Genomic DNA, 15,032 nt, shown 5'->3' with positions numbered 1-15,032 from the left:
TTACCGGCTCGCTGCCTCAGGCGCGGACCGGAAGCTCCGGCCGCCCTAGGGCGGCCGTTGGCGTGTCAACGCCACAGCTGTCGCACAACGTGATGTCGGGACACGTGTTTTTCCCGATCCGATGGGGAGCCTGAGGTCCAGGCGCTAGCACCCGGAGAGAAGAAATGGCCAAGAAAGTAGTCGGTTACATCAAGTTGCAGGTCAAGGCCGGTCAGGCCAATCCGTCGCCGCCGGTGGGTCCGGCCCTCGGTCAGCGCGGCCTCAACATCATGGAGTTCTGCAAGGCGTTCAATGCCGCGACCTCCAAGCTCGAGCCGGGTCTGCCGACCCCGGTCATCATCACCGCGTACTCCGACCGTACGTTCACCTTCGTCACCAAGTCGACCCCGGCTTCGGTGCTGCTGAAGAAGGCCGCGGGCATCAGCTCCGGTTCCAAGCGCCCGAACACCGAGAAGGTGGGCAAGGTCACCCGCGCCCAGCTGGAAGCCATCGCCAAGCAGAAGGAAGCCGACCTGACGGCGGCCGACCTGGATGCGGCGGTGAAGACGATTGCGGGTTCGGCCCGCAGCATGGGTCTGGTGGTGGAGGGTTAAGTCATGGCAATGAGCAAGCGCGAGAAGTCCATCAAGGCTGCTGTCGTCCCGGGTAAGGCGTACGCCATCGACGAAGCCATCAAGATCATCAAGACCGCGACCAAGGCGAAGTTCGTCGAGTCCGTCGACGTCGCCGTCCGTCTGGGCGTGGATGCGAAGAAGTCCGACCAGCAGGTGCGCGGTTCGACCGTGCTGCCCGCCGGTACCGGCAAGTCCGTGCGCGTGGCGGTGTTCGCCCCGGCCGGCGCCAAGGCCGACGAGGCCGTGGCCGCGGGTGCCGAGGCCGTCGGCATGGACGACCTGGCCGAGAAGATGATGGCCGGCGACCTGAACTACGACGTCGTCATCGCCACGCCGGACGCCATGCGCGTTGTCGGTAAGCTGGGCCAGGTCCTCGGCCCGCGTGGCCTGATGCCGAACCCGAAGGTCGGCACCGTGTCGCCGAACCCGGCCGAGGCGGTCAAGAACGCCAAGGGCGGCCAGGTGCGTTACCGCACCGACAAGGCCGGCATCATCCACTGCACCATCGGCAAGGCTTCGTTCGAAGACGCCTCGCTGAAGGACAACCTGCACGCCCTGCTGCTCGACCTGATCAAGGCCAAGCCGGCGACCGCGAAGGGTCAGTACCTGCAGAAGATTTCGATCAGCTCGACGATGGGCCCCGGCGTGACCGTGGACCAGGCTTCGCTGACGCTGAAGTAATTCGTTTCAGGCCGGCGGCGTCCATCGCCGCCGGCCGCAAGTTTTGAGGGCGTCGCCGCGCATGCGTGGCGGCAGCCGTCAAAGACCGCAGGTGCGGTCAGCGCCTACCGGCGACGGGCAGGGATTGCTCGACATGGCAGGGAATCGCCGTCGGTGGAAGCGGGGCTGCTTAATCCGGACCCGTCCGGGTCGGCCTGCGTAGATGGTGCCTTCTGGAAATTTTTTCTGGAGTGGCCACCACCGGGATGCTTCGGCGTCCCCGGCACCAGGGATCGGTGCTGCCCAGGACCGCAAGCGGCAGGAGCCGTGAGCGGAGTTCATTTGGAGGAGTGCAATGGCTCTCAATCTGTCCCAGAAGCAAGAAGTAGTCGCCGAACTGGCGGAAGTCGCTTCGAAGGCGCACTCCTTGGTCGCTGCCGAGTACGCAGGCACCACGGTCAGTCAGATGACCGCGATGCGCAAGAAGGCTCGCGAGACCGGCGTGTTCTTGAAGGTTGTCAAGAACACCCTGGCCGCGCGCGCCGTCGAAGGCACGGACTTCGAGTGCACGAAGGATGCACTGGTCGGTCCGCTGCTGTACGCGTTCTCGTCGGAAGACCCCGGTGCCGCCGGGCGTCTGATCAAGGAATTCGCCAAGAGCAACGACAAGCTGCAGGCGAAGGTCGTCTCGATCGACGGCAAGCTCTTCCCGGGCTCGCACGTCGAAGTGTTGGCCTCGCTGCCGACCCGCGAACAGGCCCTGGCCATGCTGGCCCGTGTCCTGACCGAGCCGGTCACCATGTTTGCCCGCGCCGTCAAGGCCGTGGCCGACAAGCAGGGTGGCGGCGAAGCGACCGCAGAAGCTGCAGCCGAGACCGAGACGGCTTAACCGCCGCTTCGTCTACGCGACTGAACACATTCGTACGTTCAAAAATTTCCAGAGGTTAACAACATGTCCCTTTCCAACGAACAGATCGTCGACGCCGTTGCCGGCATGACCATCAGCCAGGTGATGGACCTGGTCAAGGCGATCGAAGACAAGTTCGGCGTCACCGCCGCTGCCCCGGTCATGATGGCCGCCGGTCCGGCCGCCGCTGCCGCCCCGGTCGAAGAGCAGACCGAGTTCAACGTCATCCTGAAGGCCGCCGGCGAGAAGAAGGTCGAGGTCATCAAGGCCGTCCGTGCCATCACCGGCCTGGGCCTGAAGGAAGCGAAGGACCTCGTCGAAGGCGCCCCGCAGACGGTGAAGGAAGCCGTCTCGAAGGAAGACTCCGAGAAGTTCAAGAAGGAACTCGAGGCCGCTGGCGCGACCGTCGAGCTGAAGTAAGCAGTACTCGCGTCGCCGGCTCTTGACCGAGAGCGCAGCAGTGGCGACCACCCGAGGCTGGGGCCGGAAGGCCCCGGCCTTTGGCCGTTGTTGAAGGGCGGAGTTTTTTTTCCGCCTCGCGGCCGTGAAGTCGAACCGTCAGCCCGCTTCGGGCACCGGCAAGACTCCACCGTTCAACGCAAAACCCAACCGAGTTGGTAGTTGGAAGCAGCACTAGAGGGCGTGCGGGTGCCGGCAATACCCGCGGCTTCCAACTGACAGTTCACTTTTCCCCTGGGGATTGGTGATTGGAGATTCGAGGTTCGAAAACGCCACGGCGGCACCAGAGGCCCGTACTGGCGATCGATCGGAAACGGTTCCTCCGGCTGTTCCCGGCGATGTATCGAGTCACGCAACGTCAATCGCAGATCCCGTTCCAATGAGGCGGTAGCTCACCATGACCACAGCTTCCACGAACTATTCGTTCACCGAAAAGAAGCGCATCCGCAAGGACTTCGGCAAGCGCAAGTCGATTCTCGAAGTGCCGTTCCTGCTGGCCATCCAGGTCGATTCCTACCGTGAGTTCCTGCAGGAACACACCGATCCGGCCAAGCGCGCCGATCGCGGTCTGCATGCTGCCCTCAAGTCGGTCTTCCCGATCGTGAGCTACAGCGGCAACGCCGCGCTGGAGTACGTCGGCTACAAGCTGGGCGAGCCGCCGTTCGACGAGCGCGAGTGCCGCAACCGTGGCCTGTCCTACGGCGCCCCGCTGCGCGTGACCGTGCGCCTGGTGATCTACGACCGTGAGTCGTCGACCAAGGCCATCAAGTACGTGAAGGAGCAGGAGGTCTACATGGGCGAGATCCCGCTCATGACCGACAACGGCACCTTCATCGTCAACGGCACCGAGCGCGTCATCGTTTCCCAGCTGCACCGCAGCCCGGGCGTGTTCTTCGACCACGACCGCGGCAAGACGCACAGCTCGGGCAAGCTGCTGTACAGCGCCCGCATCATTCCTTACCGCGGTTCGTGGCTGGACTTCGAGTTCGACCCGAAGGACGCGCTGTTCACCCGTATCGACCGTCGCCGCAAGTTGCCGGTGACCGTGCTGCTGCGTGCGCTCGGTTACAACAACGAAGAAATGCTGCGCGAGTTCTTCGAGATCAACACGTTCCACATCGATCCCAACGAAGGCGTGCAGCTTGAGCTCGTGCCGGAGCGCCTGCGTGGCGAAACGCTGAACTTCGATCTGTCCGATGGCGAGAAGGTCATCGTCGAAGCCGGCCGCCGCATCACCGCGCGCCACGTCAAGCAGCTCGAGCAGGCCGGCGTTTCGGCCCTGGCCGTGCCGGACGAGTACCTCGTGGGCCGCATCCTCGCGAACGACATCGTCGACACGAAGTCGGGCGAACTGCTGGCGACCGCCAACGACGAAGTCACCGAAGACCATCTGGCTGCGTTCCGCAAGGCCGGTATCGACTCGGTCGGCACGCTGTGGGTGAACGACCTCGACCGTGGCGCGTACCTGTCGCACACCCTACGCATCGACGCGACCAAGACGCAGCTGGAAGCGCTGGTCGAGATCTACCGCATGATGCGTCCGGGCGAGCCGCCGACCAAGGACGCCGCGCAGAACCTGTTCCACAACCTGTTCTTCACCTTCGAGCGCTACGACCTGTCGGCCGTGGGTCGCATGAAGTTCAACCGTCGCCTCGGCCGCAAGGAAACCGAGGGCGCGTCGGTGCTGTACGACGCCAAGTACTTCGCCGAGCGCAAGGACGAAGAGTCCGTGCGCCTGCGCGGCGAGTGCGGCGGCATGTCCGACATCCTCGACGTGATCCGGGTGCTGACCGAGATCCGCAACGGTCGCGGCACCGTGGACGACATCGACCACCTGGGCAACCGTCGCGTGCGTTCGGTCGGCGAAATGGCCGAGAACGTGTTCCGCGTCGGCCTGGTCCGCGTCGAGCGCGCGGTCAAGGAGCGCCTGTCGATGGCCGAGTCCGAAGGCCTGACCCCGCAGGAACTCATCAACGCCAAGCCGGTGGCCGCTGCGATCAAGGAGTTCTTCGGCTCCTCGCAGCTGTCGCAGTTCATGGACCAGAACAACCCGCTGTCGGAAGTCACGCACAAGCGTCGCGTGTCGGCCCTCGGCCCGGGCGGCCTGACCCGTGAGCGCGCCGGCTTCGAAGTGCGCGACGTGCACCCGACCCATTACGGCCGCGTCTGCACCATCGAGACGCCGGAAGGCCCGAACATCGGCCTGATCAACTCGCTGGCCGTGTTCGCACGCACCAACAAGTACGGCTTCCTCGAGACGCCGTACCGCAAGGTCGTGGACGGCCGCATCACCGACGCGGTCGAGTACCTGTCGGCGATCGAGGAAAACGAGTACGTCATCGCCCAGGCCAACGCGCCGGCGGACGACAAGGGCCACATCACCGCCCAGTTCGTCGCCTGCCGTTACCAGGGCGAGTCGATGCTGCGTCCGCCGAACGAGATCCACTTCATGGACGTCTCGCCGATGCAGACCGTGTCGGTCGCGGCCGCGCTGGTTCCGTTCCTCGAGCACGACGACGCCAACCGCGCGCTGATGGGCGCGAACATGCAGCGCCAGGCCGTGCCGACGCTGCGTGCGCAGAAGCCGCTGGTCGGTACCGGCATCGAGCGCGCCGTGGCGCGCGACTCGGGCGTGACCGTCAACGCACGTCGCGGCGGCGTGATCGAGCAGATCGACGCGGGCCGCATCGTGGTCAAGGTCAACGAGAGCGAGATCGTCGGCGAGACCGATGCCGGCGTCGACATCTACACGCTGATCAAGTACACGCGCTCGAACCAGAACACCTGCATCAACCAGCGTCCGCTGGTGAACGTGGGCGACGTGGTCGCGCGCGGCGACGTGCTGGCCGACGGTCCCTCGACCGACATCGGTGAGCTGGCGCTGGGCCAGAACATGCTGGTCGCGTTCATGCCGTGGAACGGCTACAACTTCGAAGACTCGATCCTGCTCTCCGAGCGCGTGGTCGAGCAGGATCGTTACACCACGATCCACATCGAAGAGCTGACCTGCGTCGCGCGTGACACCAAGCTGGGTCCGGAGGAAATCTCCGCCGACATCCCGAACGTCTCCGAGCAGGCGCTGAACCGCCTCGACGAGTCGGGCGTGGTGTACATCGGTGCGGAAGTGCGTGCGGGCGACATCCTCGTCGGCAAGGTCACGCCGAAGGGCGAGAGCCAGCTGACGCCGGAAGAGAAGCTGCTGCGCGCGATCTTCGGCGAGAAGGCGTCCGACGTTAAGGACAGCTCGCTGCGCGTTCCGCCGGGCATGGACGGCACCGTCATCGACGTGCAGGTCTTCACCCGCGACGGCATCGAGAAGGACAAGCGCGCGCGCCAGATCGAGGAGTACGAGATCCGTCGCGTCAAGAAGGACTTCGACGACCAGTACCGCATCCTCGAAGCGGCCATCTACGACCGCCTGCGCACGCAGCTGGTCGGTCGCGTCGCCAACGGCGGCGCCACGCTGAAGAAGGGCGACACGGTTACTTCGCTGGTGCTCGACGGCCTGTCGAAGAAGGACTGGTTCACCCTGCGCATGAAGGACGACGAGGCCGTCGAGGCCATCGAGCGCGCGCAGAAGCAGATCGAGGTCCACAAGGCCGAGTTCGAGAAGCGCTTCGCCGACAAGCGCGGCAAGATCACCCAGGGCGACGACCTCGCTCCGGGCGTGCTGAAGATGGTCAAGGTCTTCCTCGCCGTTAAGCGCCGCATCCAGCCGGGCGACAAGATGGCCGGCCGCCACGGCAACAAGGGCGTCGTGTCGACCATCGTGCCGGTGCAGGACATGCCGTACGCGGCCGACGGCCAGACCGTCGACATCGTCCTGAACCCGCTGGGCGTGCCGTCGCGTATGAACATCGGCCAGATCCTCGAAGTGCACCTGGGCTGGGCCGCGAAGGGCCTGGGCCAGAAGATCCAGCGCATGCTCGAGGCGCAGCAGGCCGTGTCCGAACTGCGCAAGTTCCTCGACCAGATCTACAACCACGACAGCAAGGTGGTCGGTGAGCGCGTCGACCTGACGCAGTTCAGCGATGCCGAGCTGCTCCGTCTGGCGAAGAACCTGACCGACGGCGTGCCGATGGCGACCCCGGTGTTCGACGGCGCGGCCGAGTCCGAGATCAAGCGCATGCTCGAACTCGCCGAACTGCCGAGCAGCGGCCAGACCATGTTGTTCGACGGCCGCACGGGCGAGAGCTTCGAGCGTCCGGTGACGGTCGGCTACATGCACATGCTGAAGCTGAACCACCTGGTCGACGACAAGATGCACGCGCGTTCGACCGGTCCGTACTCGCTCGTCACCCAGCAGCCGCTGGGCGGCAAGGCGCAGTTCGGCGGCCAGCGCTTCGGTGAGATGGAAGTCTGGGCGCTGGAAGCCTACGGCGCGGCCTACACCCTGCAGGAAATGCTGACGGTGAAGTCCGACGACGTGCAGGGCCGCAACCAGATGTACAAGAACATCGTCGACGGCGAGTACGAGATGGTCGCCGGCATGCCGGAGTCCTTCAACGTGCTGGTGAAGGAAATCCGCTCGCTCGCGATCAACATGGAGCTGGAAGAGAACTGATCCGCACGCGGGAAGCGCCGCGAAACGCGCGCTTCCCGCTGACCGAATCAGAGATCCACAGCCCTCGACGAATTACTCCGATTGGAGAACACCATGAAAGACCTGCTCAACCTCTTCAACCAGCAGCGCACCACGATCGACTTCGATGCGATCAAGATCGCGCTGGCCTCGCCCGACCTGATCCGTTCGTGGTCGTTCGGCGAAGTGAAGAAGCCGGAAACCATCAACTACCGTACCTTCAAGCCGGAACGCGACGGCCTGTTCTGCGCCGCGATCTTCGGTCCGATCAAGGACTACGAGTGCCTGTGCGGCAAGTACAAGCGCATGAAGCACCGCGGCGTGGTCTGCGAGAAGTGCGGCACGGAAGTGACGCTGGCCAAGGTGCGCCGCGAGCGCATGGGCCACATCGACCTGGCGTCGCCGGTCGCGCACATCTGGTTCCTCAAGTCGCTGCCGTCGCGCATCGGCCTGATGCTGGACATGACCCTGCGCGACATCGAACGCATCCTGTACTTCGAAGCCTACGTGGTGACGGAGCCGGGCCTGACCGCGCTCGAGCGCGGCACGCTGCTCACTGAAGAGCAGTTCCTGCAGGCCCGCCAGGAGCACGGCGACGACTTCGAAGCCGCGATGGGCGCCGAGGCCGTCTACGAGCTGCTGCGCACGATCGACCTGCAGTCGGAAATGGTCACGCTGCGTGAGGAAATCGCCGCCACCGGCAGCGAGACCAAGCTCAAGCGCCTCACCAAGCGCATCAAGCTGGTCGAAGCCTTCCTCGAGTCCGGCAACCGTCCGGAGTGGATGGTCATGACCGTGCTGCCGGTGCTCCCGCCGGACCTGCGTCCGCTGGTCCCGCTGGACGGCGGCCGCTTCGCGACCTCCGACCTCAACGACCTGTACCGCCGCGTCATCAACCGCAACAACCGCCTGCGTCGCCTGCTCGAACTCAACGCGCCCGACATCATCGTGCGCAACGAGAAGCGCATGCTGCAGGAATCGGTCGACGCGCTGATGGATAACGGCCGTCGCGGCCGTGCCATCACCGGCACCAACAAGCGCCCGCTCAAGTCGCTGGCCGACATGATCAAGGGTAAGCAGGGTCGCTTCCGCCAGAACCTGCTCGGCAAGCGCGTGGACTACTCGGGCCGTTCGGTCATCGTGGTCGGTCCGACCCTGCGCCTGCACGAGTGCGGCCTGCCGAAGAAGATGGCGCTGGAGCTGTTCAAGCCCTTCATCTTCGCCAAGCTGCAGCGTCGTGGCCTGGCCACCACCATCAAGGCCGCCAAGAAGCTCGTCGAGCGCGAAGAGGCCGAGGTGTGGGACATCCTGGAAGAGGTGATCCGCGAGCATCCGGTGCTGCTGAACCGCGCACCGACGCTGCACCGCCTCGGCATCCAGGCGTTCGAGCCGGTGCTGATCGAAGGCAAGGCGATCCAGCTGCATCCGCTGGTCTGCACCGCGTTCAACGCCGACTTCGACGGTGACCAGATGGCCGTGCACGTGCCGCTCTCGCTGGAAGCCCAGCTGGAAGCGCGCGCGCTGATGATGGCGTCGAACAACATCCTGTCGCCGGCGAACGGCGAGCCGATCATCGTGCCGTCGCAGGACGTCGTGCTCGGCCTGTACTACATGACCCGCGGCCTGGTGAACAAGGCGGGCGAGGGCATGGTGTTCGCCAACGTCGCCGAAGTGAAGCGCGCCTACGACAACCGCGTCGTGCAGCTGCACGCCAAGTGCAAGGTGCGCATCACCGAGACGGTGAAGAACGAGGATGGCACCTCCGAGCAGAAGACGTCGATCGTGGAGACCACGGTCGGCCGCGCCCTGCTGCGCGAGATCCTGCCGGAAGGCCTGCCGTTCGCGCTGGCCAACGTCGAGCTGACCAAGAAGAACATCAGCCGCCTGATCAACTCGTGCTACCGCATGCTCGGCCTGAAGGACACGGTCGTGTTCGCCGACAAGCTGATGTACACCGGCTTCGCGTACGCCACGCGCGCCGGCGTCTCCATCGGCATCGACGACATGCTGATCCCGGTCGAGAAGAAGGGCATCCTGGCCGAGGCCGAAGCCGAGGTTCTGGAAATCCAGGAGCAGTACCAGTCGGGCCTGGTGACCGCGGGCGAGCGCTACAACAAGGTCGTCGACATCTGGTCGCGCACCAACGAGCGCGTGGCCAAGGCGATGATGGACGCGATCGGCACCGACAAGGTGGAGAACGCCAAGGGCGAGATGGTCGACCAGAAGTCGATGAACTCGATCTACATCATGGCCGACTCCGGCGCGCGTGGTTCGCAGGCGCAGATCCGTCAGCTCGCCGGTATGCGCGGCCTGATGGCCAAGCCGGACGGCTCGATCATCGAGACGCCGATCACCGCGAACTTCCGCGAAGGCCTGAACGTCCTCCAGTACTTCATCTCGACCCACGGTGCACGTAAGGGTCTGGCCGACACCGCGCTGAAGACGGCGAACTCGGGTTACCTGACCCGTCGTCTGGTGGACGTCGCCCAGGACGTGGTGATCACCGAGTACGACTGCGGCACGCACGAAGGCCTCACCATGACCCCGATCGTCGAAGGCGGCGACGTGGTCGAGCCGCTGCGCGACCGCGTGCTGGGCCGCGTCGTGGCCGAGGACGTCTTCCTCCCGGGCAACGACGAGGAGCCGATCGTCACGCGCAACACGCTGCTGGACGAAGGCTGGGTGCAGAAGCTCGACGACGCCAGCGTGCAATCGATCCAGGTGCGTTCGACCATCACCTGCCAAAGCTCGTTCGGCGTGTGCTCGCACTGCTACGGTCGCGACCTCGGCCGCGGCCACCTGGTCAACCTCGGCGAAGCGGTCGGCGTCGTCGCCGCGCAGTCGATTGGCGAGCCGGGTACGCAGCTGACGATGCGTACGTTCCACATCGGTGGTGCGGCGTCGCGTGCGGCGGCCATCGACAACGTGACGGTCAAGACCACCGGTACGATCAAGTTCAACAACCTCAAGCACGTCGAACACGCCAGCGGCAACCTGGTCGCGGTGTCGCGTTCGGGCGAACTGTCGGTGCTCGACGGCCACGGCCGCGAGCGCGAGCGCTACAAGCTGCCGTACGGTGCGACCGTCACGGTCAAGGACGGCGCGGAGATCAAGGCCGGCCAGACCGTCGCCAACTGGGATCCGCATAACCACCCGATCGTCTCGGAAGTGGCCGGCTTCGTGCGCTTCATCGACTTCGTCGACGGCGTCACCGTCATCGAGAAGACCGACGAGCTCACCGGCCTGGCGTCGCGCGAGATCACCGATCCGAAGCGCCGCGGCTCGCAGGGCAAGGACCTGCGTCCGATCGTCCGCATCGTCGACAAGAACGGCAAGGACCTGGCCATCCCGGGTACCGACCTGCCGGCGCAGTACCTGCTGCCGCCGCGCTCGATCGTGAACCTGCAGGACGGCGCGCCGGTCGGCGTGGGCGACGTGGTCGCCAAGATCCCGCAGGAAGCGTCGAAGACCCGCGACATCACCGGTGGTCTGCCGCGCGTGGCCGACCTGTTCGAAGCGCGCAAGCCGAAGGACCCGGCGGTCCTGGCGGAGCGTTCGGGCATCGTCTCGTTCGGTAAGGACACCAAGGGCAAGCAGCGCCTGATCATCAAGGACACCGACGGAAACGAGCACGAAGAGCTCATCCCGAAGTACCGCCAGATCATCGTGTTCGAAGGCGAGCACGTGGAGAAGGGCGAGACCGTGGTGGACGGCGAGCCGAGCCCGCAGGACATCCTGCGCCTGCTGGGTGTCGAGCCGCTGGCCGTGTACCTGACCAAGGAAATCCAGGACGTCTATCGCCTGCAGGGCGTGAAGATCAACGACAAGCACATCGAGGTGATCGTTCGCCAGATGCTGCGCAAGGTCGAGATCACCGACCAGGGCGACAGCAAGTTCCTCAACGGCGAGCAGGTCGAGCGTCAGCGTCTGATCGAGGAGAACGCCAAGCTGGGTTCGCGCAACGAGATCATCGCCAAGTTCGATCCGGTCCTGCTGGGCATCACCAAGGCCTCGCTGGCGACCGAGTCGTTCATCTCGGCGGCTTCCTTCCAGGAAACCACCCGCGTGCTGACCGAGGCCGCCGTGCGCGGTACCCGCGACAGCCTGCGTGGCCTGAAGGAGAACGTGATCGTGGGTCGCCTGATTCCGGCCGGTACCGGCATGGCGTACCACGCCCAGCGCCGTCGCGGCGCGACCGGCCTGACCGAGTCGGAGCTGGAGACCCTCGCGGGCCCGGTTGCGACCCCGGAAACAGCCGCCACCGCGGACGTCGAGGGCGAAGAGTCCAGCGCTTCGTAATCGCCGGTTTCATCCAAGGCGGTTTGCCGGTACAATTCCGGCACTTTGGCGGCCCCCTCGTGGGGCCGCCCAGATCACGAAATGAGGATGCAGGAAGCGCCTCGTGTTCGGCCCAGGATGGGCGGGATCGCAGTGAAGTCCCACGCCGGGGCGCCAAGAGCGCTTGCGGTGGGGCATCCGGTTTAGTCCGCGTTGACGGTGACGTCTGACGCGGGCTATACTTTTTCGTCTCGGTATGCCGGGTTCCCCCGGCGTGCCGTTCGTTTTTTCCACGCAAAGGCCATCCGGCCTTTCTTCGAAGAGTTCCAGATGGCGACGATCAATCAGCTGGTGCGCAAGCCGCGCAGCCCTGAAACCTACAAGAGCGCCTCGCCGGCGCTCGCGAACTGCCCGCAGCGTCGTGGCGTTTGCACCCGCGTGTACACCACCACCCCGAAGAAGCCGAACTCGGCGCTTCGCAAGGTTGCCAAGGTGCGCCTGACCAATGGCTACGAGGTCATCTCGTACATCGGCGGCGAAGGCCACAACCTGCAGGAGCACTCCGTGGTGCTGATCCGCGGCGGCCGCGTCAAGGACCTTCCGGGTGTGCGTTACCACACCGTGCGCGGTTCGCTCGACGCCGCTGGCGTCGCCAAGCGTCGCCAGGGTCGTTCCAAGTACGGCGCCAAGCGTCCGAAGTCCTAATCCGGTCGGCCGTTCACCCGGTCTCCGTACAAGAATCACGAGAATAGGTACGCCCCATGTCGCGTAAAGGTTCCACCCCCCAGCGTTCGGTCCTGCCGGACCCCAAGCACGGCAGCGAGACCATCGCCCGCTTCATCAACATGGTCATGCAGAGCGGCAAGAAGTCGGTCGCCGAGAAGATCGTCTACGGCGCGATGGATGTCATCGGCGAGAAGAACCCCAATGCCCTCGAGCTGGTCGAGAAGGCACTGGGCAACGTCTCCCCGGCGGTCGAAGTGAAGTCGCGTCGCGTCGGCGGCGCCACCTACCAGGTGCCGGTCGAAGTGCGCGCTTCGCGTCGCATGGCGCTGGCGATGCGCTGGCTGATCGAGTCCGCCCGCAAGCGCGGCGAGAACACGATGCCGCGCAAGCTCGCGGCCGAGCTGATGGACGCCTCGGAAAACCGTGGCGGCGCCATCAAGAAGCGCGAAGAAACCCACCGCATGGCGGAAGCGAACAAGGCGTTCGCCCACTACCGCTGGTGATCTGAGCGAGACGACCCCATATCGGGGTCGTTGGCCCCGGCAGCCCGCTGAGCTGCCGTGGCGGCGAGAAAGCCGCCATGCGAACCGGACGCCGCCCCCGAGGCGGCATCTGGCCATCTGGAATTTGAAAACTTACGAGAGGGTCCCGTGGCTCGCACCACTCCCATCGAGCGTTACCGCAACTTCGGCATCATGGCCCACATCGATGCCGGCAAGACCACCACGTCGGAACGCATCCTGTTCTACACCGGCGTCAGCCACAAGATCGGCGAAGTGCACGAAGGTGCTGCGACGATGGACTGGATGGAGCAGGAGCAGGAGCGCGGCATCACCATCACGTCCGCGGCGACGACGGCGTTCTGGAAGGGCATGGACAAGTCCCTGCCTGAGCACCGCTTCAACATCATCGACACCCCCGGGCACGTCGACTTCACCATCGAAGTCGAGCGTTCGCTGCGCGTGCTCGACGGCGCGGTGTTCGTGCTGTGCGCCGTGGGCGGCGTGCAGCCGCAGTCGGAGACCGTGTGGCGCCAGGCCAACAAGTACTCCGTGCCGCGCATGGCGTTCGTCAACAAGATGGACCGCACCGGTGCCAACTTCGACAAGGTCGTCGAGCAGCTGAAGTCGCGCCTGGGCGCGTACGCTGTTCCGATGCAGGTGCCGATCGGCGCCGAAGACGGCTTCGAGGGCGTGGTCGACCTGCTCAAGATGAAGGCGATCCATTGGGACGTCGCATCGCAGGGCACCAAGTTCGAGTACCGCGACATCCCGGCCGACCTTCAGGCGAAGGCCGAAGCCGCGCGCAGCTTCATGATCGAAGCTGCCGCCGAGGCCTCGGAAGAGCTGATGGAGAAGTACCTGAACGAAGGCGAGCTCAGCGAGGCGGAAATCGTCGAAGGCCTGCGCACGCGCACGCTGAAGGTCGAGATCGTCCCGGTGTTCTGCGGCTCCGCGTTCAAGAACAAGGGCGTGCAGGCCATGCTCGACGGCGTCATCAACCTGCTGCCGTCGCCGGCCGACCGTCCGCCGGTGCAGGGCATCGACGAGAACGAGAAGGAAGACAGCCGCAAGGCGTCCGACTCCGAGCCGTTCTCGGCGCTGGCGTTCAAGATCATGACCGACCCGTTCGTCGGTGCACTGACGTTCTTCCGCGTCTACTCGGGCGTGCTCAACTCCGGCGACCAGGTGTTCAACCCGGTCAAGTCGAAGAAGGAGCGCATCGGCCGCATCCTGCAGATGCACGCCAACCAGCGCGACGAGATCAAGGAAGTGCGCGCGGGCGACATCGCTGCTGCCGTGGGCCTGAAGGATGTGACCACGGGCGACACGCTGTGCGCGGCCGACCACGTGATCACGCTCGAGCGCATGACCTTCCCGGAGCCCGTCATCTCGATGGCGGTCGAGCCGAAGACCAAGTCGGACCAGGAAAAGATGGGTATGGCCCTGAGCCGTCTGGCTCAGGAAGATCCCAGCTTCCGCGTGCGTACCGACGAGGAATCGGGCCAGACCATCATCGCCGGCATGGGCGAGCTGCACCTGGACATCATCGTCGACCGCATGCGTCGCGAGTTCAATGTGGAAGCGAACGTCGGCAAGCCGCAGGTGGCCTACCGCGAAACGATCCGCAAGTCGGACGTGAAGTCGGATTACAAGCACGCCAAGCAGTCGGGCGGTAAGGGTCAGTACGGTCACGTCGTGATCGAGCTGTCGCCGATGAACGAAGCCGATCGCGCCAACCCGGACGTCGAGAACGATTTCCTGTTCGTCAACGACATCACCGGCGGCGTGATCCCGAAGGAATTCATCCCGGCGGTCGAGAAGGGCCTGCGCGAAACCATCACCAGCGGTCCGCTGGCTGGCTTCCCGGTCGTGAACGTCAAGGTCAAGCTCGTGTTCGGTTCGTACCACGACGTCGACTCGTCCGAAATGGCGTTCAAGCTCGCTTCGTCGATGGCGTTCAAGGAAGGCTTCCGCAAGGCGGATCCGGTCCTGCTCGAGCCGATGATGAAGGTCGAGATCGTGACGCCGGAAGACTATGTCGGCGACGTCATGGGTGACGTGAGCCGCCGTCGTGGCCTGCTGTCCGGCCAGGACGACAGCCCGTCGGGCAAGGTCATCAACGCGATGGTGCCGCTGGGCGAAATGTTCGGCTACGCGACCTCGCTGCGTTCGATGTCGCAGGGTCGCGCAACGTTCACGATGGAGTTCGATCACTACGCCGAAGCCCCCACCAACATCGCCGACGCGGTGATGAAGAAGGGCGGCTGAGAGTGACACCTCTGGCGAGGCCGGCTTGCCGGCCT

The 15,032-nt window shown here is 65.0% G+C and carries 9 protein-coding genes; all 9 read left to right on the top strand.

Annotated features, from left to right (window positions below; genetic code table 11):
• Positions 1–164 precede the first annotated feature (164 nt).
• The 9 genes from rplK to fusA all read left to right on the top strand — a co-directional run bounded on the left by rplK (position 165) and on the right by fusA (position 14,997).
• Entirely contained in the window at positions 165–593 is a 429-nt protein-coding gene (rplK, locus tag FOF45_RS02130) for a 50S ribosomal protein L11 (protein ID WP_158982383.1), read from the top strand.
• Positions 594–596: 3 nt separating this feature from the next.
• The gene (rplA, locus tag FOF45_RS02125; protein ID WP_158982382.1) at positions 597–1,295 is read left to right on the top strand and encodes a 50S ribosomal protein L1; all 699 of its coding nucleotides are present in this window, start codon (positions 597–599) and stop codon (positions 1,293–1,295) included.
• Positions 1,296–1,629: 334 nt separating this feature from the next.
• Positions 1,630–2,163: a 50S ribosomal protein L10 gene (gene rplJ, locus FOF45_RS02120; RefSeq protein ID WP_158982381.1), complete on the top strand. Its 534-nt coding sequence runs from the start codon at positions 1,630–1,632 to the stop codon at positions 2,161–2,163.
• A gap of 63 nt (positions 2,164–2,226) precedes the next feature.
• Complete coding sequence (gene rplL, locus FOF45_RS02115) at positions 2,227–2,601, top strand: 50S ribosomal protein L7/L12 (protein ID WP_158982380.1); 375 nt, start codon at positions 2,227–2,229, stop codon at positions 2,599–2,601.
• Between the two features lie 436 nt (positions 2,602–3,037).
• Complete coding sequence (rpoB, locus tag FOF45_RS02110; protein WP_158982379.1) at positions 3,038–7,204, top strand: DNA-directed RNA polymerase subunit beta; 4,167 nt, start codon at positions 3,038–3,040, stop codon at positions 7,202–7,204.
• 93 nt (positions 7,205–7,297) lie between these two features.
• The gene (gene rpoC / locus FOF45_RS02105; RefSeq protein ID WP_158982378.1) at positions 7,298–11,521 is read left to right on the top strand and encodes a DNA-directed RNA polymerase subunit beta'; all 4,224 of its coding nucleotides are present in this window, start codon (positions 7,298–7,300) and stop codon (positions 11,519–11,521) included.
• Positions 11,522–11,830: 309 nt separating this feature from the next.
• On the top strand, positions 11,831–12,205 hold the full coding sequence (gene rpsL, locus FOF45_RS02100; protein WP_158982377.1) for a 30S ribosomal protein S12: 375 nt from the start codon (positions 11,831–11,833) through the stop codon (positions 12,203–12,205).
• Positions 12,206–12,261: 56 nt separating this feature from the next.
• On the top strand, positions 12,262–12,729 hold the full coding sequence (rpsG, locus tag FOF45_RS02095; RefSeq protein ID WP_158982376.1) for a 30S ribosomal protein S7: 468 nt from the start codon (positions 12,262–12,264) through the stop codon (positions 12,727–12,729).
• 147 nt (positions 12,730–12,876) lie between these two features.
• A complete protein-coding gene (gene fusA / locus FOF45_RS02090) occupies positions 12,877–14,997 on the top strand; it encodes an elongation factor G (RefSeq protein ID WP_158982375.1) in 2,121 nt (706 codons plus the stop codon).
• The last annotated feature ends 35 nt before the right edge of the window (positions 14,998–15,032 follow it).

It is taken from the genome of Lysobacter panacisoli (genome assembly GCF_009765165.1).
Taxonomy (GTDB): domain Bacteria; phylum Pseudomonadota; class Gammaproteobacteria; order Xanthomonadales; family Xanthomonadaceae; genus Lysobacter_J; species Lysobacter_J panacisoli.
The sequence above is the reverse complement of the archived record's forward strand: the minus strand, read 5'-3'. Positions and strand labels throughout refer to the sequence as shown.